At 74.1% G+C, this 21,700-nt stretch carries 9 protein-coding genes and 1 pseudogene; 4 read left to right on the forward strand and 6 right to left on the reverse strand.

What is annotated here, in order from left to right:
* Nucleotides 1-40: 40 nt before the first annotated feature.
* The 4 genes and pseudogenes from ACN27A_RS28435 to ACN27A_RS28450 form a co-directional block, all read left to right on the forward strand.
* Nucleotides 41-9,253, forward strand: a pseudogene (locus ACN27A_RS28435) (type I polyketide synthase); the annotation flags it as partial.
* 58 nt (nucleotides 9,254-9,311) lie between these two features.
* Nucleotides 9,312-10,508: an alpha-hydroxy acid oxidase gene (locus tag ACN27A_RS28440; protein WP_421457651.1), complete on the forward strand. Its 1,197-nt coding sequence runs from the start codon at nucleotides 9,312-9,314 to the stop codon at nucleotides 10,506-10,508.
* An 81-nt stretch (nucleotides 10,509-10,589) separates the two neighbouring features.
* Nucleotides 10,590-11,465 (forward strand): FG-GAP repeat domain-containing protein, encoded by an 876-nt coding sequence (locus ACN27A_RS28445; RefSeq protein ID WP_421457652.1) that lies wholly within the window; start codon nucleotides 10,590-10,592, stop codon nucleotides 11,463-11,465.
* Between the two features lie 87 nt (nucleotides 11,466-11,552).
* Nucleotides 11,553-11,798: a ferredoxin gene (locus ACN27A_RS28450; protein WP_421457653.1), complete on the forward strand. Its 246-nt coding sequence runs from the start codon at nucleotides 11,553-11,555 to the stop codon at nucleotides 11,796-11,798.
* A gap of 184 nt (nucleotides 11,799-11,982) precedes the next feature.
* Here the strand turns inward: ACN27A_RS28450 and ACN27A_RS28455 are convergent, their stop codons facing one another.
* The 6 genes from ACN27A_RS28455 to ACN27A_RS28480 form a co-directional block, all read right to left on the reverse strand.
* Nucleotides 11,983-13,194 carry a cytochrome P450 family protein gene (locus ACN27A_RS28455; RefSeq protein WP_421457654.1) on the reverse strand — a complete coding sequence of 404 codons (1,212 nt, stop codon included), beginning with the start codon at nucleotides 13,192-13,194 and terminating at the stop codon, nucleotides 11,983-11,985.
* 149 nt (nucleotides 13,195-13,343) lie between these two features.
* On the reverse strand, nucleotides 13,344-14,186 hold the full coding sequence (locus ACN27A_RS28460) for an AfsR/SARP family transcriptional regulator (protein WP_421457626.1): 843 nt from the start codon (nucleotides 14,184-14,186) through the stop codon (nucleotides 13,344-13,346).
* Between the two features lie 814 nt (nucleotides 14,187-15,000).
* A complete protein-coding gene (locus ACN27A_RS28465; RefSeq protein WP_421457655.1) occupies nucleotides 15,001-15,996 on the reverse strand; it encodes a TauD/TfdA family dioxygenase in 996 nt (331 codons plus the stop codon).
* 52 nt (nucleotides 15,997-16,048) lie between these two features.
* Nucleotides 16,049-19,042 (reverse strand): condensation domain-containing protein, encoded by a 2,994-nt coding sequence (locus tag ACN27A_RS28470; protein ID WP_421457656.1) that lies wholly within the window; start codon nucleotides 19,040-19,042, stop codon nucleotides 16,049-16,051.
* A 2-nt stretch (nucleotides 19,043-19,044) separates the two neighbouring features.
* Nucleotides 19,045-20,835, reverse strand: a complete 1,791-nt coding sequence (locus ACN27A_RS28475) for a non-ribosomal peptide synthetase (protein WP_421457657.1) — start codon at nucleotides 20,833-20,835, stop codon at nucleotides 19,045-19,047.
* A gap of 3 nt (nucleotides 20,836-20,838) precedes the next feature.
* A complete protein-coding gene (locus ACN27A_RS28480; RefSeq protein ID WP_421457658.1) occupies nucleotides 20,839-21,660 on the reverse strand; it encodes a hypothetical protein in 822 nt (273 codons plus the stop codon).
* Nucleotides 21,661-21,700 lie beyond the last annotated feature (40 nt).

Raw genomic sequence — 21,700 nt, forward strand, 5'->3', positions numbered from 1 at the left:
GATGGCGAACGAAGAGCAGCTTGTCGAGTACCTCCGGCGCGTGACGGCCGACCTGCACGAGACGCGGCGGAAGCTGCGTACCGCGACGGAGCGGGAGCCGATCGCCATCGTCGGCATCGGCTGCCGCTTCCCCGGCGGCGTGCGCTCCGCCGACGACCTGTGGGAGCTGGTGTCGTCCGGCGGCGACGGCATCACCGACTTCCCCACCAACCGGGGCTGGGACCTGGACGACCTGTTCGACCCGGACAGCGGCTCCGGCACCAGCTACGTGCGGCGGGGCGGCTTCATCCCGGACGCCACCGACTTCGACGCGGGCTTCTTCGGCATCAGCCCGCGCGAGGCGCTCGCCATGGACCCGCAGCAGCGGCTGATGCTGGAGACGTCGTGGGAGGCGTTCGAGCACGCCGGGATCGACCCGCACTCGCTGCGGGGCAGCCGGACCGGCGTGTTCGTCGGCGCGAACAGCGTCGAGTACCTGAACGCCATGCAGCGCGACGTGGACGCGCTGATCGGCTACACGATGACCGGGGTCGCGGGCAGCGTCGTGTCCGGCCGGGTGTCGTACGTGCTGGGGCTGGAGGGCCCTGCCGTCACCGTGGACACGGCCTGCTCGTCGTCGCTGGTGGCGGTGCACGTGGCCGCGCACGCGCTGCGCAGCGGCGACTGCGACCTCGCGCTGGCCGGCGGCACCTGCGTCATCTCCACGCCCGGCACGTTCATCGAGTTCTCCAGCCAGAAGGGGCTCGCCCCGGACGGCCGGGTGAAGGCGTTCGCCTCGGCGGCGGACGGCACCGCGTTCGGCGAGGGCGTCGGCGTACTCGTGCTGGAGAAGCTGTCGGACGCGCGCCGCAACGGGCACCGCGTCCTGGCGGTGGTGCGCGGCTCGGCCGTCAACCAGGACGGCGCGTCGAACGGCCTCACCGCGCCGAACGGGCCGTCGCAGCAGCGGGTCATCCGGGCCGCGCTGGCGAACGCCGGGCTCACCACGGCCGACGTGGACGCGGTCGAGGCGCACGGCACGGGCACCACGCTGGGCGACCCGATCGAGGCCCAGTCGCTCATCGCCACCTACGGCCAGGAGCGTGACCGGCCGCTCTGGCTCGGCTCGGTGAAGTCGAACTTCGGCCACACCCAGGCCGCCGCCGGCGTCGCGGGCGTGATCAAGATGGTCATGGCGCTGCGGCACGAGGAGCTGCCCCGCACCCTGCACGTCGACAAGCCGTCGCACCACGTGGACTGGGCCGACGGCGCCGTCCAGCTGCTCAGCGAGCCGGTGCGGTGGCCACGGGGCGAGAACCCGCGGCGGGCGGGCGTCTCGTCGTTCGGCATCTCGGGCACCAACGCCCACGTGCTGATCGAGGAGCCACCGGCCGCCGAGGCCCCGCAGAGCGCCCCGCCGGCCGAGGGCCCCGCCACCTGGGTGCTGTCGGCCCGGACCGAGGCGGCGCTGCGCGAGCAGGCGGTCCGGCTGCGCGACCGCCTGAGCGACGACCTCGGCACGCACGACGTCGCGTACGCGCTCGCCAGCACCCGCGCCCGCCTCCCGCACCGCGCCGTCCTCGTCGGGGACCGGGACGAGCTGTCCGCCGCGCTCGACGCGCTCGCCGACGGCGGTGCGGCCCGCAACCTCGTCACCGGGCTCGCCGACGCCGGCGAGCGCACCGCGTTCCTCTTCCCCGGCCAGGGCTCGCAGTGGCTGGGGATGGCCGCCGAGCTGCTGGACACCGCACCCGTCTTCGCCGAGCGGATGGCGGAGTGCGCCACCGCCGTGGACCGGCACACCGACTGGTCGCTGCTCGACGTGCTGCGCGGCGTTCCCGGCGCCGCCTCCCTGGAGCGGGTCGACGTCGTCCAGCCGGCGCTGTTCGCCATGATGGTCTCGCTGGCGGCGCTGTGGCGCTCCCACGGGATCGAGCCCGCCGCCGTCGTCGGGCACTCCCAGGGCGAGATCGCCGCCGCCTGCGTGGCCGGCGCGCTCACCCTGGACGACGCCGCCCTGGTGGTGACCCGGCGCAGCCAGCTGATCGCCGTGGACCTCGCCGGGCGGGGCGGCATGGTGTCCGTGTCCGAGCCGGTCGCGACCCTCGCCCGGCGGCTGCGGCCCGGGCTGTCCGTCGCCGCCGTGAACGGGCCGTCCACCGTGGTCGTCTCCGGCGCGCCCGAGGCGCTCGACGAGCTGCTCGCCGAGTGCGAGCGCGACGGGGTACGCGCCCGGCGCATCGACGTCGACTACGCCTCGCACTCCGCGCACGTCGAGTCGATGCGCGACGAGCTGCTCCGGGTCCTCGCCCCCGTGCGGCCCCGCACCGGCGACGTGCCGCTCTACTCGACCGTCACCGGTGAGCTGCTCGACACCGCCGAGCTGGTCGCCGAGTACTGGTACCGCAACCTGCGGCAGACCGTCGAGTTCGAGCAGACCGTACGCGGTGTCATCGCCGACGGCATCGACTCCTTCGTCGAGGTCAGCTCGCACCCGGTGCTCGTACCCGCCGTGCAGGACCTGCTCGACGAGGCGGGCGGCGGCTCGGTCGTCGGCACGCTGCGCCGCGACGAGGGCGGCCTGCGCCGGTTCCTGCTGTCGCTGGGGCAGGCGCACACCCGGGGCGTGCAGCCGGACTGGGCCACGCTGGTCACCGCCCCCGCCGGACCGGTCGCCCTGCCCACGTACGCCTTCCAGCGCCGCACCTACTGGCCCAGCGGGGCGGGCGGCCCGGTCGACGCCACCGGCCTCGGCCTCGGCTCCACCGGCCACCCGCTGCTCGGCGCGACCGTGTCGCTGGCCGGCGCGGACGGGGTGCTGCTCACCGGCCGGCTGTCGACCTCGGCGCACCCGTGGCTCGCCGACCACCGGGTGGCGGGCCGGATCTTCCTGCCCGGCACGGCCTTCGTCGAGCTGGCGGTCCGCGCCGGCGACGAGGTGGGCGCCACCGAGGTCGAGGAGCTCACGCTCGAAGCGCCCCTGGTGGTGCCGGAGCGGGGCGCGGTGCAGGTCCAGCTCCGCGTCGGCGAGCCTGGCCCGGACGGCGCCCGGCGGCTGACCGTCCACTCGCGGCCCGACGGCGACGGGCCGTGGACCCGGCACGCCACCGGCACCCTGGGCACCGGGACCTCCGGCGCCGACGACCGCGCGGCGGCCCCGGCGGGCGTGTGGCCGCCCGAGGGCGCCGAGGCCCTGGACACCGCCGAGCTGTACGACCGGTTCGCGGCGCTCGACGTGACGTACGGCCCCGCCTTCGGCGGCCTGGGGTCGGTGTGGCGGCGGGGCGACGAGCTGTTCGCCGAGGTCACCGCCCCCGAGGCGGCGAAGGTCGCGGGCTTCGGCCTGCACCCCGCGGTGCTCGACGCGGCGCTGCACCCGCTCGGCCTGGGCGTGTTCACCTCCGACGACGGCGAGGGTGGGCCCTGGCTGCCCTTCGCCTGGCACGGGGTGACCCTGCACGCCACCGGTGCCGCCCGGCTGCGGGTCACCATCCGGTCGGCGGGCCCGAACGCCGTCGCGGTGACCGTCGCCGACCACGCCGGCGCGCCGGTGGCCACGATCGACGCGCTGGCCGTGCGCCGCCTGCCCGCGAACGCGCTCGCCGACCTGACCAACCCGCGCCACCAGGCGATGCACGTGCTCGACTGGGTGCCCGTCCCGGTGACCGACGGCGCGGCCACGCTGGCGGTCGTGGGCGGCGAGCTGCCCGGCGCCACCGCGTACGACAGCCTCGCCGCGATCGGCGAGGTCCCCGACTTCGTGGTCCTCCCGGTCACCGCCGACGGCGACGACCTGGTCGGGGCCACCTACCGGGCGGTGGAGCACGCCCTCGCCGCCGTCCAGGAGTGGCTCGCCGACGACCGGTTCGCCGCCGCCCGCCTGGTCGTGCTGACCGAGGGGGCCACCGACGCGACCCGGCCGGCGCTCGCCGCCGTGTGGGGCCTGCTGCGCTCGGCCGCGTCCGAGAACCCCGGCCGGATCGTGCTCGTCGACGTGGCGGGCGGGCAGTGGGCGCCGAACCTCGTGCCGGCGCTGCGCTCGGGCGAGCCGCAGCTCGCCCTGCGCGGCACCGAGGTCCTCGTACCGCGCATCGCGAAGGCGTCCGGGCAGCCGGGCACGCCACCGGAGATCACCGGCACGGTCCTCGTCACCGGGGCGTCGGGCACGCTCGGCCGCCTCGTCGCCCGGCACCTCGTCGCGCGCCACGGCGTCCGTCGCCTCGTGCTCGCGGGCCGTCGCGGCATGACCGGGGACCTGCGGACGCTGCACGACGAGCTGACCGCCCAGGGCGTGCACGTGACGGTCGCCGCCTGCGACGCCGCCGACCGCGAGGCGCTGGCCGCGCTCGTCGCGGAGCACCCGCCCACGGCGGTCGTGCACACGGCCGGCGTCCTGGACGACGGGATGATCCTGTCGCTCACGCCGGAGCGGGTCGCGACCGCGCTGCGCCCCAAGGTCGACGCGCTCGTCAACCTGCACGAGCTGGCCGGCGACGTGAGCGCGTTCGTCGCCTTCTCCTCCGCCGCGGGCGTCCTCGGCGGCCCCGGCCAGGGCAACTACGCTGCGGCCAACGCCTTCGTCGACGCGTTCGCCGCGTACCGGCGTGCCCGGGGCCTGCCCGCGGTGGCGCTGGCGTGGGGCATGTGGGCGCAGCGCACCGGCCTCACCGGCGCGCTCGACGACGCCGACCTCGCCCGGATGCGGCGCTCCGGTGTGCGTCCCCTCTCCACCGAGGACGGGCTCGCGCTCTTCGACGAGGCGCTCGGCGCGCCCGAGGCCGCCCTCGTGCCGATCCACCTGGACCTCGCCGCCCTGCGGGAGCAGGCGAGCGGCGGCGTGCTGCCCCCGGTGCTGCGCGGCCTGGTCCGCACCCCGGCGCGACGCCAGGTCTCCGCCGACGCCGCGGCGGCCTCCGACCTGGTCGCGGCGCTCGCCGGTCGCGGCCCGGCCGAGCGCCGCAAGGAGCTTGTCGACATCGTCCGTACGCAGGTCGCGGTCGTGCTGGGGCACGGCGGCGCCGAGGCGGTGGGCGCGACGAAGGCGTTCAAGGAGCTGGGCTTCGACTCGCTCACCGCCGTCGAGTTCCGCAACCGCCTCAACGCGGTCGTCGGCCTGCGGCTGCCCGTCACGCTGGTCTTCGACTACCCGAACCCCACCACGCTGGCCGAGCACCTGGACGCGGAACTCTTCGCCGGAGGGTCGGCCGCAGCCGTGGTCGTGGCCGCCACCGACGGCACCGACGACCCCATCGCGATCGTCGGCATGGGCTGCCGGTTCCCCGGCGGCGCCACCTCCCCGGAGAAGCTGTGGGACCTGGTCGCGGGGGGCGTCGACGCGGTGGCCGGCTTCCCGACCGACCGGGGCTGGGACATCGACAACCTCGTCGACCCGGACCCGGACAAGCCCGGCCGCACCTACTGCGGGGAGGGCGCCTTCCTGTACGACGCGGCCTGGTTCGACGCCGAGTTCTTCGGCATCTCCCGCCGCGAGGCCCTGGCCATGGACCCGCAGCAGCGGCTGTTCCTGGAGACCTCGTGGGAGGCCGTCGAGCGCGCCGGCATCGATCCCACCACCCTGCGCGGCAGTCGCACGGGGGTGTTCGCCGGCCTGATGTACCACGACTACACCGCGCACCTTCAGCACCTGCCCCCCGAGCTCGACGGCTTCATCGGCACCGGCGTCGCCGGCGGCGTGGTCTCCGGCCGGGTGTCGTACGCGCTGGGGCTGGAGGGGCCGGCGGTCACCGTCGACACGGCCTGCTCGTCCTCGCTGGTCACCCTGCACCTGGCCGCCCAGTCGCTGCGCCGGGGCGAATGCTCCCTCGCCCTGGCCGGCGGCGTGACCGTGCTCGCGACGCCCAACGCGTTCATCGACTTCAGCCGCCAGCGGGCCCTCGCGCCGGACGGCCGGTGCAAGTCCTTCGCGGCCGGCGCCGACGGCACCGGCTGGGGCGAGGGCGTCGGCGTCCTGGTGCTCGAACGGCTCTCCGACGCGCGCCGCAACGGCCACCCCGTGCTCGCCGTCGTGCGCAGCACCGCCGTCAACCAGGACGGCGCGAGCAACGGCATGACCGCGCCGAACGGGCCGTCCCAGCAGCGCCTGGTCAACCAGGCGCTCGCCGACGCGGGGCTGCGACCGGCCGACGTGGACGCCGTCGAGGCGCACGGCACCGGCACCACCCTGGGCGACCCGATCGAGGCCCGGTCGCTCATCGCGACGTACGGCCGCGACCGGGGCGAGCACCCGCTCTGGGTCGGCTCGATCAAGTCGAACATCGGGCACACCCAGGCCGCCGCCGGCGTCGCCGGGGTGATCAAGATGGTGGAGGCGATCCGGCACGGCCTGCTGCCGCCGACGCTGCACGTCGACGCGCCGTCGCCGCACGTGGACTGGGCGGACGGGGCCGTCCAACTGCTGACCGCTGCGGTGCCGTGGCCGGAGACGGGACGCCCGCGCCGCGCCGGCGTCTCCTCGTTCGGCATCTCCGGCACCAACGCGCACGCGATCATCGAGCAGGCGCCCGAGCCCGTGGTGGTGGACTCGACGGCCGAGGTGCCGGTGGTGCCCCTGGTGGTGTCCGGCCGGGACCAGGCCGCGCTGCGCGACCAGGCGGCCCGGCTCGCCGCCCACCTCACCGACGCGGCGTCCGCCGTGGACGCCGGCTTCTCGCTCGCCACCACCCGTACCGCCCTGCGGCACCGGGCGGTCGTGCTCGGCCGGGACCTGGCCGAGCTGCGCGCCGGACTGGCCGCGCTGGCCCGTGGCGAGAACGCCCCCGGAGTGGTCGGCGGGGTCGCCGACACCGCCGGGGCGACCGCCGTGCTCTTCACCGGTCAGGGGTCGCAGCGGGTCGCGATGGCGGGGGAGCTGATGGGCTTTCCGGTGTTCGCGGCGGCGTTCGACGAGGTGTGTGCGGAGCTGGACGGGCATCTGGAGCGGCCGTTGCGGGAGGTGTTGGGTTCCGAGGAGGTGCATCAGACGGGGTGGGCGCAGCCGGCGTTGTTCGCGGTGGAGGTGGCGCTGTTCCGGTTGTTCGAGTCGTGGGGGGTGCGGCCGGACTTCGTGGCGGGGCACTCGATCGGTGAGCTGGCGGCGGCGCACGTGGCGGGGGTCCTCACCCTGCCGGACGCCGCCCGGCTGGTGGCCGCCCGCGGCCGGCTGATGCAGGCGCTGCCGACCGGCGGTGCGATGGTGGCCGTACGCACCACCGAGGACGAGGTCGTCCCGCTGCTCTCCGACGCCGTGGCGATCGCCGCCGTCAACGGCCCCACCTCGGTCGTGCTCTCCGGCGAGGAGGCCGCCACCCTGGCGGTCGCCGAAAAGCTGGCCGCCAGCGGCCGCAAGACCAGGCGGCTCACCGTGTCGCACGCGTTCCACTCGCCGCTGATGGAGCCCATGCTCGACGAGTTCCGCGCGGTGGCCGGGTCCGTCACCCACCACCCGCCGACGATCCCGGTGCTCTCCACGGTCACCGGTGAGCCCGCCGAGCTGACCCCCGAGTACTGGGTGCGTCAGGTACGGGCGACGGTCCGGTTCGCCGCGGCCGTCGAGGCGCTGGCGGCACGCGGCGTACGCACCTTCCTCGAACTGGGCCCGGACGCGGTGCTCACCGCGCTCGGCCGGGAGTGCGTGGCCGACGGCGAGTTCGTGCCCGCCCAGCGCGCCGACCGGGACGGGCCGCAGGTGGCGACCGAGGCGCTCGCCCGCCTGCACAACCGCGGCGTACCCGTCGACTGGCCGGCCTTCTTCGCCGGCGCGCGCCCGGTCGCCCTGCCCACGTACGCCTTCCAGCGCACCCGCCTGTGGCCGGACCCGCCCGCCGCCGCCGCGCCCGGCGACGACTTCTGGGCCGCGGTCGAGCGCGACGACCTGGGCGCGCTGCTGGGCCTGGACGACACCGCGACCCTGAAGGACGTGGCGGTGGCGCTGTCGTCGTGGCGACGCGGGCCCGCGCCCGGCTACCAGCTGCGGTGGTCCCCGGTCACGGAGCTGCCGGTGCCCGCGCTGCGGGGCGTGTGGCTGGTGCCGGCGGACGCCGACCGGATCGGCGAGGCGATGGCCCGGCACGGCGCCGACGTCCGCGTGTACCGCGAGGGCACGGCGGACGAGCTGCTCGACCTGGTGCCCGAACACGTGGCGGCGGGGGTGCTGACGACGTCCGCCGGCCCCACCCCGGCCGGGCTGCTGCGGGCCCTCGACGAGTCCCGCGTCGAGGCCCCCGTGTGGTGCCTGACCCGGGGCGCGGCTGCGGTCACCCCCACCGAGCGGATCACCGACCTGGACGGGGCGGCGGCGTACGGCTTCGGCCGGTCCACCGCCCTCGCCACGCCCCGGGCCTGGGGCGGGGTCGTCGACCTGCCGGAGACGCTCGACGAGCGGACGCTGACCGCCCTGTGCCGGGTGCTCACCCGGGGCGCCGGCGAGGACCAGGTGGCGCTGCGCTCGGCGGGCGTCTTCGCCCGCCGGCTCGTCGCGGCCCCCGCGCCGACCGGTGAGCCGTGGCGGCCGGCGGGCCCGGTCGCGCTGCACGGCGGGCCGCTGGCGGACCGGATCGCCGCCCTGCTGGAGGCGGCGGGCGCGACGGTCACCACGGGGGCCGCCGACACGGTGGTCGTCACCAGCGACGCCGACGACCCGGTCGCGACCGCCCTCGCCGCCAGCGCCGAGCGGCTCGTGCTCGTGCACACGGCCGACGAGATGTTCGGCATCGCCGGGGCCGCCGGGACGGCCGCCGTGTTCGACGCGATCGCCCAGCAGCGCGACGGGGCGGTGTCGATCGCGGTCGGCCCGGACGTCACCGTCGAGCAGTTCGGCGCGGCGGTGGGCACGGGCGCGTCCGGCCGGGTCGCCGCCGCCGTGGACTGGCCCTCGTTCGTACCCGACTACACCCGGTACCGGCCGAGCCCGCTGCTGCGGGACCTGCCGGACGCGATGCGCCACGTCACCGAGGCCGCCGAGGACACGCTCGACGCCGACAGCCCCGACGCGTTGCGCCGGCTGCTCGACGGCGCCGACGAGGCCGAGACCCGCGCGGTGCTGTCCCACGTGGTACGGGCCCAGACCGCGTACACGCTCGGTCTGCCGTCGGCCGCCACGGTCGACGAGAACCAGGAGTTCCTCGACATCGGTTTCTCCTCCCTCACCGCCGTGGAACTGCGCCGCCGGCTCGAGGCCCTCACCGGGCTGGAGTTGACCGCCGCGCTCGTCTACGACCACCCGACTCCTGCCGAGGTGGTCGAGGAACTGCTCGCCCAGCGGGCCCTCGTCGCGTAGCAGACCCCCCACGACGAGGAGCGGACCTTCGTCACCCCCCTCCCGGAAGGAAGCCCTCATGAGCAAGTCCGCTCGGATGAGCACGCTGATCAAGCCGCCCAAGGTGGCGTGGAACCCGACGGAACGCCGGCTGCTGCGCGCGGCGGGCATCGCCGATCTGCGCGACGTGGCCCGCCGGGCGGTGCCCCGGATGGTGTTCGACTACTGCGACGGGGCGGCGGACAGCGAGCGCAGCCTCAGCCGCGCCCGCGAGACGTTCGCCAACATCGAGTTCCAGCCGTCGGTGCTGCGCGACGTGTCCCACCTGGACACCAGCCGGACGGTGCTCGGCAAGCGGCAGAAGCTGCCGTTCGCCCTGGCGCCGGTCGGCTTCAACCGGGTGATGCACGCCGAGGGCGAGCCGGCCGTCGCGTCGGTGGCGCAGCAGTTCGGCATCCCGTACTCGGTCTCCACCCTCGCGACCACCTCGCTGGCGGACGTCGCCGCCGCCGCGCCGGAGGGCCGGCACTGGTTCCAGCTGTACTTCGCCGAGGACCGGGCGATGGTCAAGGAACTGATCGCGCTCGCCGAGGAGGCGAAGTTCGACACCATCCTGCTGACGCTGGACACGCCGATCTCCGTGCCGCGCCGCCGCGACATCCGCAACGGCCTGACCATCCCGCCGTCGATGAGCGTCGGCACCATCGCCGAGGCGTTCCTGCACCCGGGCTGGTGGATGCGGCAGTGGCGGGCCGGCACCCCGTCCCCGCAGGTGCTCAAGGCCACCGGCGGGTCCGCCTCCGACATGATCAAGCGGGTGTTCAACCCGCGGCTGTCCATCGACGACGTCGAGTGGCTGCGCGGCGCCTGGTCGGGCAAGCTCGTCGCCAAGGGCGTGCAGAGCGTCGCCGACGCCAGGCGGGTCGCGGACGTCGGGGTCGACGGGGTGTGGCTGTCCACGCACGGCGGACGCAAGCTCGACCGGGCCCCGGTGCCCGTCGAGCTGCTTCCCGACGTCGTGGACGAGGTGGGCGACCGGGTCGAGGTGCTCGTCGACACCGGCATCACCTCGGGCGCCGACATCGTGGCGGCGATCGCCCTGGGCGCCAGCGCCGCAGTGGTCGGCCGGGCCTACCAGTACGGCCTGATGGCCGGCGGCCGGCGCGGCGTCGTACGGGCCATGGAGATCCTGAGCCGGGAGATCGAGGTCACCATGAAGCTGCTCGGGGTCTCCTCGGTGGGCGAGCTGAACCGTTCGCACGTCAGGTTCCGCTGATTCCCGCCGTTTCTCGATCTCCGGTCGGAACGATCGGGCTTTCGCATTTCGGGGCGTACGTGGAGGTTATTTGTGGCACGCATGAGCGGGAACGGTCACTGCCGTTCGTTCAACGGGGACGGGAGGATGGACATCATGGTCCGTGACGACGTCACGGGCGAACTGCTGGTCTTCCCGCACAGCGGCAGCTTCCGGGGTGGCGAGACCTTCGGCGAGCCGGAGCTGATCAGCACCGGCTTCCACCCGTACCGCAACCACGGGCTGGTCCGTCCGATCGACGTCAACGGCAACGGCTACGCCGACGTCATCGGCGTCAGCATGACGCACATGAACGAGACCCACGGGATCTTCCTCTATCCGAACAGGGGCGGGCTGAACGGTCTCGACACCCTCGGCGAGCCGATCCGCATCTCCGGTGCCCGCGACGACAAGAAGTGGGAGACCCTCGGCATCGCGGACCTGGACCTGGACGGCTGTGACGACATGTTCGGCCGCGAGCAGAACGCGGGCCACGTCGACGCGTTCTTCAACCAGCGGCAGGTCCGGCAGAACGAGACGTACGACCGCACCGCGCACCGCATGGTGACCGTCGACGTCGACGACTTCCCGCTCGCGATGGCCGACTTCACCGGCACCGGCCGGGCCGATCTGCTGGTCCGGCGGGCGAACGGCGACCTCGACCTGTGCGAGTTCGCGCACGACACCTCCGGCGAGGGCCCGTGGTGGCGCGGCGAGGGCCGGTGGTTCACGCTCGCCCACGGCTGGCAGGAGTACGAGATCGTCACGGTCACCGACATCGACCTCGACGGCCGCCCGGACGTGCTGGGTCTGCGCCCCGACGGCACGCTCGTCGTCCACCTGCACCACGGCACGTTCGACCCGGACCGGCCGTTCGCGACGCTGTCCGCGCCGGAGGTCGTCGCGACCGGCTGGCAGAAGTACTCGGTGGTGAGCTGACGTGGGCCGGCTCGCGCCGCGACTTGGTAGGCCGCCACGCGCGGCCCGGCAACCCGACACAGTGCACGCACGACGAGAGGAGCAGTGGTGAGCGTGGATGAGGCCGGCGACCAGGCCGGGTGGCGGCTGGTGGTGGAATCGAAGCGCTGCATCAGCTCGGGTTTCTGCGTGGGCAGCGCGCCGGACCACTTCGCGATGGACCCCGTCTCCCGGCCGCTGGCCGACGTGGTGGCGCCGTCCGACCAGGTGATCGAGGCCGCCGAATTCTGCCCCGTGGAGGCCATCTCGGTGATCGACGCACAGGACGGGACGCCGATCGCCCCGAAGCGATGACGGCGGGGCCCGCCGGGTGCGACCACGCCCGGCGGGCCGACGTTCCGCACCGGCCGCCGTGGGCGGCCTTTCTTCGTTTCCGCTGCGGCCGGGCCAGGGCGGTCCACCGGGCGGCCCGGGCCGACAGAACGCGATCCGCCGGCCACCTCGCGGGGTGACCGGCGGACCGCGTCTTCCGTAGCGCTCAGACCGTGACCGGCAGGGAGATCAGCGCCGGCACCAGCGGCGTACGCCGGACCTTGAGCGACTCCCGGGGCGCGGCGAGCTTGATGTTCGGGAAACGCATGAACAGCTCCCGGAGGGCGATGGTCGTCTCCATCCGGGCCAGCTCCGAACCCGAGCAGAAGTGCGGGCCACCGCCGAACGCCACGTGCCCCTTGTCCTCGCGGTCGATGTCGAGCACCTGCGGGTCGGGGAACCGCTTCGGGTCGTTGCCCGCCGCGGTCAGGTGCAGCAGCACCGTCTCGCCCTTGGCGATCTTCGTGCCGTCGATCTCCATGTCCTCCGTGGCGAAGCGGCGGAAGCCGTGGTGCACGGAGCCGTTGCGGCGCAGCAGCTCCTCGACGGCCACGTCGAAGAGGTCCGGGTCCTTGCGGAGCCGCTCCAGCGTCTCCGGGCTGTCGAGCAGCGCCAGCGCGCCCCGGCCGATCATGCCCGCGGTGGTGTCGTACCCGCCCAGCATCGTCAGCAGGGCCAGGGCCATCACCTGGTAGACGTTGAGTTCGGGCTCGCCGTCGGCGTTCTTGGCGTGGATCCAGTACGAGAAGAGGTCCTCGCCGGGCTCCTTCGTCTTCTCCTCGCGGACCATGTTCATGAAGTGTGACATCTTCGTGCGGACCATCGCGTTGGTCTCGTTGTCGCCGCTGAACACCAGGTCCGCCCAGTGCTTCAGGTCCTTGCGGTACTCCTCGCGGATGCCGAGCACGTCGCAGACGATCGTGATCGGCAGGATGGCCGCGTAGTCCTCGACCAGGTCGCCGCCGCCGGCCTCCTCGATCGCGTCCAGCCGGGCCTTGACCAGCTGGTGCACCCGGGGGCGGAAGGTCTCCAGGTTGCGGGGCAGGAAGGTGAAGTTGATCATCTTCTTGAGCCGCGTGTGCTCCGGCGGGTCGAGGGTGACGATCGTCCCGGTCGCCTCGCCCTCCGGGAAGCGCTTGCTGGTGAAGTCCCCGTTGCTGTACTCGCGGGGCCGCGCGAGGCGCCTGTCGCGGAGCGCGGAGTAGACCTCGGCGTGGCCGGTCACCAGCCACACGGGGCCGTGGTCGGGCAGGCAGGTGCGGTGCACGGCACCCTTTTCGTGCAGTGACGCGTAGACCTCGTACGCCGCGTACGGGCTAGCGAAGTAGTCGTCGTCCATCACCATCTGATGCCCGTGCGCCGGGCACTTGTTCGCCATGTCGTCCTCGCTGTGGTCTGAGCAGGAATCGCCGTCGGCCTCCGGTGCGCCAGGCGTCACGGACCGCGCGCTCCTGATGTTGCCCGCAGACGGTCCACCCTCGGGTAATCGTGGAGGCGATCGTGGCTGGTGCGGAGTGGATCGGTGGGTTAGTGGGTGAGTGCGGGGATCTGGATTTTGGCGTCGTGTTCGAGGATGCGTTGTTGGAGTTCTTGGAGGCTGCGGCCGGGTTCGAGGCCGAGGCCGTCGACGAGGGCTTCGCGGGTGCGTCGGTAGACGCGCAGGGCGTCGACTTGGCGGCCGCTGCGGTAGAGGGCGAGCATGAATTGGTGGCAGAGGCGTTCGCGGAGGGGTTCGGTGGCGGTGAGGATTTCGAGTTCGGGGGTGATTTCGCGGTGTCGGCCGCAGGCGAGTTCGGCGTCGAGGCGGTCTTCGAGTGCGGAGAGTCGTTCGTCTTCGATGGCGGCGAGTTCTGACCAGCAGGTGCCGGTTTCGACGAGGTCGGCGAGGGCGCGTCCGCGCCAGAGGGTGAGTGCTTCGGTGAGGAGTTGGGCGGCGCGGGTGGGGTTGTTGGTGGTGGTGGCGTGGCGGCCTTCGCGGACGAGTCTGCGGAAGCGGTAGAGGTCGATGGTTTCGGTGTCGATGCGGAGTTGGTAGCCGGGTGGGTGGGTGCGCAGGGTGGGGTTGGTGGTGGGGTCGGTGTTGTGGGTGAGCATGCGGCGGATGCCGGAGACGGCGTTCTGGACCATTTTGCGGGCGGTGGGGGGTGGGTTGCCGTCCCACATGGCGTGGAGGATTTGGCTGGTGGCGACGACTTTGTTGGCGTTGAGGAGGAGGTAGCCGAGGATTGCGCGTTGGCGGATTCCGCCGAGTTCGAGGTGGTGGCCGTTGTTGGTGACTTCGGTGCTGCCGAGTACGGAGAAGCGCATGGGTGTGCTCCGGTGTTTCGGTGTGGGGGTGGGGTGGGTGTTGAGTTTCCCATCGGTGGTCATTGGGGAGGCACCCCTAGGGCACCCCGCAGGAGGTGTGGGTGCATGGTGGGGGTTATTGGGTTGGCAGTGTGGAGTTGCTGGTCAGGCATTGTCGGGTGGTGGTGGGGCATGAGTCCGTCATCCGGGTCCGATGAACGGCGCACACACGGTGCGGGAACGGCGCCCGCGCACCGGTGCGGATCGGTAACGACGCGGACCGGGACGCCTTCTCTCCCCGTCGCCTCCCCGCCTGCCCGGCGCCACCGTTTTCCAGATCCGGGCGCGGAAGAACCGGTGTGCCACGGCAGGGCCGCGCCCCGGCCCGCGTGACCATTCCGCGCGACGAATTGACGGGAGTCGCCGGCCGGTGAATGTGCCGGGGCGGGCGACCGGGCGACGCGGAATGGTCGACCCTCGCGCCGGGAGGCGAATGGCGGCCGCGTGGGGGCACGCACCGATCGGTCAGGTGCGAATGGTGCCACGCCCGAGCGCGGGGCTCGACACCGCGGTCGGGGAATGCGGACCGGTCGGGACGCGCGGCGCCGGACGGGGCCTGCGCGGGCAGGCGCCGTCGCCGGCGGGCGGCACCCGCACAGACGCGCTGGTGGGGCCACCACCACGGACGCGGGTGCGGCTACCGCACGGACGCGCTGGTGCGGCTACCGCATGGACACGCGGGCGGGGCTACCGCACGGACGCGCTGGTGGGGCCACCACACACGGACGCGGTGGTGCGGCTGCCGTGTTCCGGCGCCGGTCACCACCGCGTCCCACGGTCCGTCGTCGGCGAGCTGGTCCGTGCGTACGGGCCAGCTCGCCGACCTTCGGTCGGGCCGTCAGTTGCCGCTGTCGAGCACGTTCCCGTCCTGCGGGCGCAGGGCCCGGGAGCGCCGGAAGTCGCGGTGCACGAAGATCCGCTGGAGCCACCGGTCGTAGCCGTCGTAGCGGGGCGTGAACTCGGTCCGGCCGTGCAGGGCCAGCCGGTTGTCGACGAACGCGAGGTCGCCGGGTTCCAGGATGAACGTCCGGCGGACGGTGCGCAGCGCGTCGCCGAGCATCGACAGCGCCTGCGTGGCCTCCGGGTCGAGGGGGAACGAACTCTGGAAGTCGACCTGGACGTCCGGGTCCTCGGGGCTGCCGCTGAGGATGCCGTGCGGTTCCGGCGCGCTGCGCAGGTCGCCGAACGACGCCGGCGGCTCGGTGACGAACCGTGGCTCGTGCAGCACCTTGCGGACCTGCTCGGACAGCAGGGGCAGCGCGTTGCGGATCGACGTCACCTGCAACCCGGCCACGTTGTCGTGGTCGTTGCGCAGGCAGTGCAGCCCGACGTAGTCCGGGCGGTAGACGTGGAAGGCGTTCTCCACGTGCATGGACAGGGTCACCGAGCCCGCGTTGCCCTGGAACTTCTCCATGCCCGGCACCGGCACGACGTCCTGCACCAGCGCGCCGCTCTTCTCCTCCTTGAAGGCGATGAGCTCCCCGAGTTGCAGCCCGAGCAGCACCTGCGCGGCGGCGGGCACGGTGGACTCGCGCTGCGCCGAGCCGGCCACCGTGGGCGTGCGCGGCAGCTCGTCGGCGTCCACGGGCAGGTTCCGCACCAGCAGCACGGCGTCGGGCCCGGGGTCCCAGGCGAAGCGCCGCACCATCTGGCGCAGGCGTACGGGCAGGTTGCTGGAGAGTTCGCGGGCCGTTTCGAGCCAGGCGGGCGAGTCCACCAGGCGCGGCGGTCGGCCCGCCAGGTAGCGGGCGATCGTGTCGACCTCGATGTTCTCCTCGCGGGTCAGGACGATCGAACGGTCTGTACTGCGTGTGGGCTGGACGTCGACGGTCACGCCGAGCCTCCTCTGCTGAGGGTCCGAGACGGTGTGGGGGTGGAGCGATCGGTCAGTCGTCGTCCTCGTCGTCGTCCCAGAACGCGTCCTGCAGGTGCTCCGCGAGCTGCCGTGGCGTCGGGTTGGCGAACAGGTCGGCGAGCTGGACCGGCATCGACAGTTCGGTCCGCACCCGCTGCACGAGCTGGGCGCCCAGCAGCGAGTGGCCACCGCTGGCGAAGAAGTTCGAGTCCGCGTGCAGGCCCGGCCGGTCGAGCATCTCGGTCCAGATCCCGACCAGGGCGGCGGTCGTCTCGTCCGGCGGGTCCGCCTCGGCCGCCGCCCGCGCCGCCGCGAGCGCGACGAGGGCCGCGCGGTCCACGGTGCCCGCCACGGTGACCGGCAACTGGTTCAGCACGACCAGGTCGGGCGTGAGCGGCAGGGCGGCGCGGGCGTGCTCCCGCAGCCGCTCCGCCACGTCGGGCTTGCGGGACTCGACGAACGCGACGACCGTGCCGTCCTGCGCGTCGACGGCGGCGACCGCCTCCACGTCCGGGTGGGCGGCGAGGACGGACTCGATGTCGCGGAGGTGGATCCGCTGGCCGGCGACGCGTACGTGGGCCGACAGGGGGCCGACGACGTCGATCCGGCCGTCCGGCAGCAGTCGCGCGAGGTCACCGGTGCGGTGGAACCGCCCGTGGGTGGGGTGCTCGCCGAACCGGGCGGCGGTCAGCTCCGGCCGGCCGTGGTAGCCGGCGGCCAGCGTGTCGCCCGCGACGCACAGCTCTCCGCGTACGCCGATGCCCAGCTCGTGATCGGTGCCGGGCTCGGCGACGAACACGCGGGTCGCCGGGAGGACACCGGTGCCGTCCCGTCCGCCGTCGAGCGCGGCGTACCCGGCGACGCCTGGCGTGGTGTAGCCGTGGTACGGCGTGCCGCCGGTGGCGCGCAGCTGCGCGGCGAGGGGGCGGGGGAGCGGTTCGTGGGCCACCAGGACGGCGCGGCCCGCGAGCCGGTCACCCGCGTGCTCGACCACCTGGCGCCACACCGCCGGCGGCGCCTGCACCACGGTCACGCCGTGCGACTGGACCAGCTCGCCGAGCGCGTGGCCGTCGGCGCGGGCCTGGTCGGGGGCGACGACGACCCGGCCGCCGGTGGTCAGCGCCACCAGCAGCTCCGTCAGCGCCGCCTCGGTGGCGGCGCTGCCCAGCCAGGCGGTGACGGCCGGTCCGGTGGCGGCGACCTGCCCGGCGAGCCGCGCGACGGCGCAGGCCAGCGCCCGGTGCGTGACGGTCACGGCGAGCGGGGCGGGCGCGTCGAGGTCGTACTCCAGGTAGGCCACCGCGTCGAGGTCGACACCGGACGGCGCGTCGGTGCGGACCGCGTCGCCGGCGGCGGGAACGGCGGGGATGCGTACCGCGCCGGGCACGGGGAGGCCCTCGGCCGCCAGCACCGGGGCGGCACCCGAGTCGGCCAGCCGCGCGGCGAGGTCGGGGATCGGCTGGGTCGGATCGAGCAGGACGCAGCGCCTGCCCGCCAGCCACACGCCGAGCCACGCGGCGGCCAGCTCCGCGCCGCGCGGCGCCAGCACGGCGACCGTGCTCCCGTCCGCGGCGGCGACCAGGTCCCGGGTGGCGAGCGCCGCCGACCAAAGCCGGCCGTACGACACGTCCTGGGTGCCGTCGCGCACCGCGACGAGGTCCGGGCTCGCGGCGACCGTCGCGTGCACGGCGTCCAGCACGGACGCCGTGGTGGCCGTCTCCGGCGGCGACGCCGGCAGGGCGAGGTCGTCCGCGCCCCGGCGGGACAGCTGCGCCACCGGCCGCTCCAGGTCGTCGCCCAGCCGCACGAGCAGCGCGTCGTACCGTTGCAGCAGCAGCCCGACGTCGGCGGCGTCGAAGGCGTCGACGCAGAACGCCGCGCGGACGGTGGTCGCGTCCTCGCCCGGCATGATGAAGAACTCGAGGTCGAAGCGGCTGTAGCCGTTCTCCACCATGACGTGGCGCACCGGCATCCCGGTCAGGGTGGCGGAGGCGTCGACGGTGCCGGGCACGTAGTTGAACAGGTGCCGGAAGAACGAGCTGCGCCACGACGACGGCGCGTCGCCGAGCACGGCGGGGGAGACGTGCTCCAGCGGTACGTCGGCGTGGCTGATCGCCTCCAGGAAGGTGCTGCGCGTCTGCTTGACGACGGCGCGGAAGTCGGCGTCCGGGTCGACCCGCACCCGCAGCGGCACCAGGTTCGCGTGGTAGCCGATGGCGTTCATGCTGCGCTGGTCGCGCACGTTCACCGGGGTGCCGATGACCACGTCGGAGCCCGCGCCGTGCTGGGCGAGCAGCACCGAGTACGCCGCGAGCAGCACGACGGCCTCGGAGGCGCGCAGTTCGCGCTGGAAGCGGCGCACCACGGCGCGGGCCGGCGCGGAGAGCTCGTGGTGGACGGTGCGGGCGCGCAGGGACGGCGCCCCGACGGGCGGCAGGGCGCACCACAGGCCCGCCTCGGCGGCCCGCAGCCCGTCGAGGTTCTTGCGCCAGTACGCGACGCTGCGCTCGTTCGGCGCGCGCTCCGCGAGGGCGGCCAGCGGGGCGTCGTCGGGCCGGCCGCCCGCCGCGAGCGCCTCGTAGCCGGCGAGCAGCTCGCGTAGCAGGATCGTGGTCGACATGGCATCGAAGTTCAGGTGGTGCACGACGACGCAGCACACGTCGGCGTCCGCGCCCGCGCGGATCCCCGCCCGCAGCAGGGGGCGGCCGTCGATCTCGAAGGGCTCGGCGGCGAACGCGGTCAGGTCGGCGTCCATCCCGTCGTCGCCGGCCGGGATGTCCACCACGGGCACGTCGAGCTGGTCGGCGGAGAGCACCTCCCGGGTCAGCGTCGCGTCGTCGGAGCGGAACACGGTGCGCAACACCTCGTGCCGGGCCAGCACCGCCCGCAGCGCCGCCGTGAACAGCCCGCGGTCGATCCGGCCGGCCACCTCGAAGGCGACCGCCACGTTGTTGACCCCGGTGTCCGGCACCAGCCGCTCGAGCAGCCACATGGCTGCTTCCTTCCTGCTGGCCGCGATGCTCATGCTCACTCGTCCCCTCGGTCGGTGTCGGCGCAGACCTCGGCGAGCCGCGCCACGGTCCGGTTTTCCAGCACGTCGCGCAGCGACAGGGTGAGCCCGCGCCGGCGTGCCTCGTTGACCAGTTGGGCGGCGCCGAGGCTGGTGCCGCCCCGGAGGAAGAAGTCGTCGTCGACGCCGATCGAGGAGACGGCCGTGTAGGTGGCGAAGAGCTCGCAGAGCAGCGCCTGCAACTCGTCGGCCGGCGCCCGCCCGCCCGGGGTCGCCGCGACCTCCGGCGCCGGCAGGGCCGCCGTGTCGAGCTTGCGGTTCACGGTCAGCGGCAGCGCCGGGAGGCTCACCACGGCGCTCGGCACCATGTACTCCGGCAGCGTCTCGGCGAGGTCCTTGCGCAGCTGCTGCGCGTCGATCCTCGCGCCCTCCCCGGGCACGACATACGCGACGAGCTGCTTGACGTCCGGCGTGTCCGTACGGATCACCGCCGCCGCGTGCCGCACCTCGGGACGGCGCAGCAGTGCCGCCTCGATCTCGCCCAGCTCGATGCGGTAGCCGCGGATCTTGGCCTGGTTGTCGACCCGCCCGCAGAACTCGTACTCGCCGTCCTCGGTGGGCCGGATCCGGTCGCCGGAGCGGTACATGCGCGAGCCGGGCGGGCCGAACGGGTCGGGCAGGAACCGTTCGGCGGTCAGGCCCGGCCGGTGCAGGTAGCCCCGGGCCAACTGGCCGCCCGCGATGTGCAGCTCGCCGATCTCGCCGGGCCGCACCGGGCGCAGCTCGTCGTCCAGCACGTGGTAGCGCACGTCGGGCATGGGCTGACCGATGGGCAGCGGCCCCGGCGGCACCGGCTGGTCGGGCTCGATGACCACGGTGCTGCACCCGACGGTCGTCTCCGTCGGGCCGTACTCGTTGACCACCCGCGCGCCCGGGTGCCGGCGGCGCCAGGCGTCGATGGTCTCGCCGAGCAGCAGTTCGCCGCCGGCCATCAGCTCCCCGGTCGGGGACGCCTGGGCCGGCAGCGCGGTGAGCAGCGGGATGTGCGACGGCGTCACCTTGACGAAGGTGGGCCGCTGCTGCCCGGCCGGTCCGGCGGCGGGCGTGCCCATCTCCTCGAGGGCGCCGATGTGCACGCAGCCGCCCGTCATCAGCGGCGCGTAGAACGCGGTGACCGTCAGGTCGAACGCGAACGAGGAGTGCAGCAGCGCCCGGCCGCGTACGCCCGGGTAGGACCGCACGACGTGGCGCAGGTACGTGCCGAGCTGGCGGTGCTCGATCACCACGCCCTTCGGGCTGCCGGTGGAGCCGGAGGTGTAGATGACGTACGCGACGTTGGCGGGCCGCAGCGGGGCGAGCCGGTCGGCGTCGGCGACGTCGGTGTCCGGCTGGCCGGCGTACGCGTCCGGGTCGTCGAGCAGGACGCGCGGCAGGTCGGCCGCCGGCACCGCGTGCTGGTCGTCGCCGGTGGTCAGCAGCAGCATGGGCCGCGCGTCGGTGAGCATGTGCTCCAGCCGCTGCGCCGGGTAGCTGAGGTCCAGCGGCAGGTAGGCGGCCCCGGCCTTGAGGGTGGCGAGGGCGGCGACCACCAGGTGCGCCGAGCGGATCCCGATCGCCACGAGCCGCTCCGGGCCCGCGCCGAGCGACACCAGCCGGTGCGCGAGGCGGTTCGCCTCGGCGTCCAGCTCGGCGTACGTCCTGCGCTGCTCGCCCCACACGACGGCGGTGGCGTCCGGGGTGCGCCGCACCTGTGCGGCGAACAGGTCGGTGAAGAGCGCGGGCTCGCCGCCCGCCGGGCCCGGTGCCACGCGCTACCCCGCGATCCGCTGACCGGCGTCCGCACCGGTCATCAGGCCGGAGACCGTCGCGGCGACGTCGGGGTGGCGCAGCATCTGGTCGTGGTCGACGGCGAGCGGGATGGTGCGCCCGAAGCCCTGCCCGCGCTGGGTCGAGTGCGCGGAGGTGATCGCCGTCGCCGTCGCCCACTGCGGGGCGGGGTCGATCTCCGTCGCCGCCCGCAGGTAGCCGACGAACGAGGCGAAGCTGCCGCCCAGTTCGGCCCGGACGTCGTCGTCCAGGCCGAGCCGGCGGCCCGCCACGTCGATCGCGTCGCGGAAGATCCCGGCGAGCGCGGGACCGATGAGGCTGAGGTCCTCGAGCCCGTGCTTCTCCTGCACCGCCTGGCCGTCGGCGTGGAACGCCGCGATCTCCTCGGGGGTGAGGATGGTCTTCAGCGCGTCCGCGGCGGCGTGGAAGTCCCGGTACAGCCCGACGATGTTCGGCAGCTCGGGGTCCAGCAGGACCAGCCTGGGCGCCTCGTCCTGCGACTCGGCCAGCCGGGCCGCGAGGGGGGCGGCGAACACCGCGCCCACGCAGTAGCCGATCACGGTGTCGACGGTGCGTTCCCGCCGGCGTACGCCCTTCGCCCACCGCTCGACGTAGTCGGCGCCGGACATGGTGTCCTCGGCGCCGGAGGCGGGTGCCACGGTCTCCCAGATCTCGCCGGGCGCGCTCAACAGGGGCACCAGGTCGCGGAAGCACGCCTGGGTGCGGCCGGTGCTGGTGAAGTCGACGGTGAGCGTGAGGCCGCCCGGCCCGCCCTTGCGCAGTATCTGCCAGGAGTTCTTCTTCACGATGGGATCCCTCGTCGTAGCGGTGCGTACGTTCGTCGTT

Origin of the sequence: Micromonospora sp. WMMD737 (assembly GCF_049179055.1) — a bacterium.
Lineage (GTDB): Bacteria > Actinomycetota > Actinomycetes > Mycobacteriales > Micromonosporaceae > Micromonospora > Micromonospora reichwaldensis.

Coding starts and splice junctions, on each gene's coding strand:
- ACN27A_RS28440 (WP_421457651.1), top strand. CDS start 9,312: ATGAGCAAGTCCGCTCGGATGAGCACGCTGATCAAGCCGCCCAAGGTG.
- ACN27A_RS28445 (WP_421457652.1), top strand. CDS start 10,590: ATGAGCGGGAACGGTCACTGCCGTTCGTTCAACGGGGACGGGAGGATG.
- ACN27A_RS28455 (WP_421457654.1), bottom strand. CDS start 13,194: ATGGCGAACAAGTGCCCGGCGCACGGGCATCAGATGGTGATGGACGAC.
- ACN27A_RS28460 (WP_421457626.1), bottom strand. CDS start 14,186: ATGACCACCGATGGGAAACTCAACACCCACCCCACCCCCACACCGAAA.
- ACN27A_RS28470 (WP_421457656.1), bottom strand. CDS start 19,042: ATGAGCATCGCGGCCAGCAGGAAGGAAGCAGCCATGTGGCTGCTCGAG.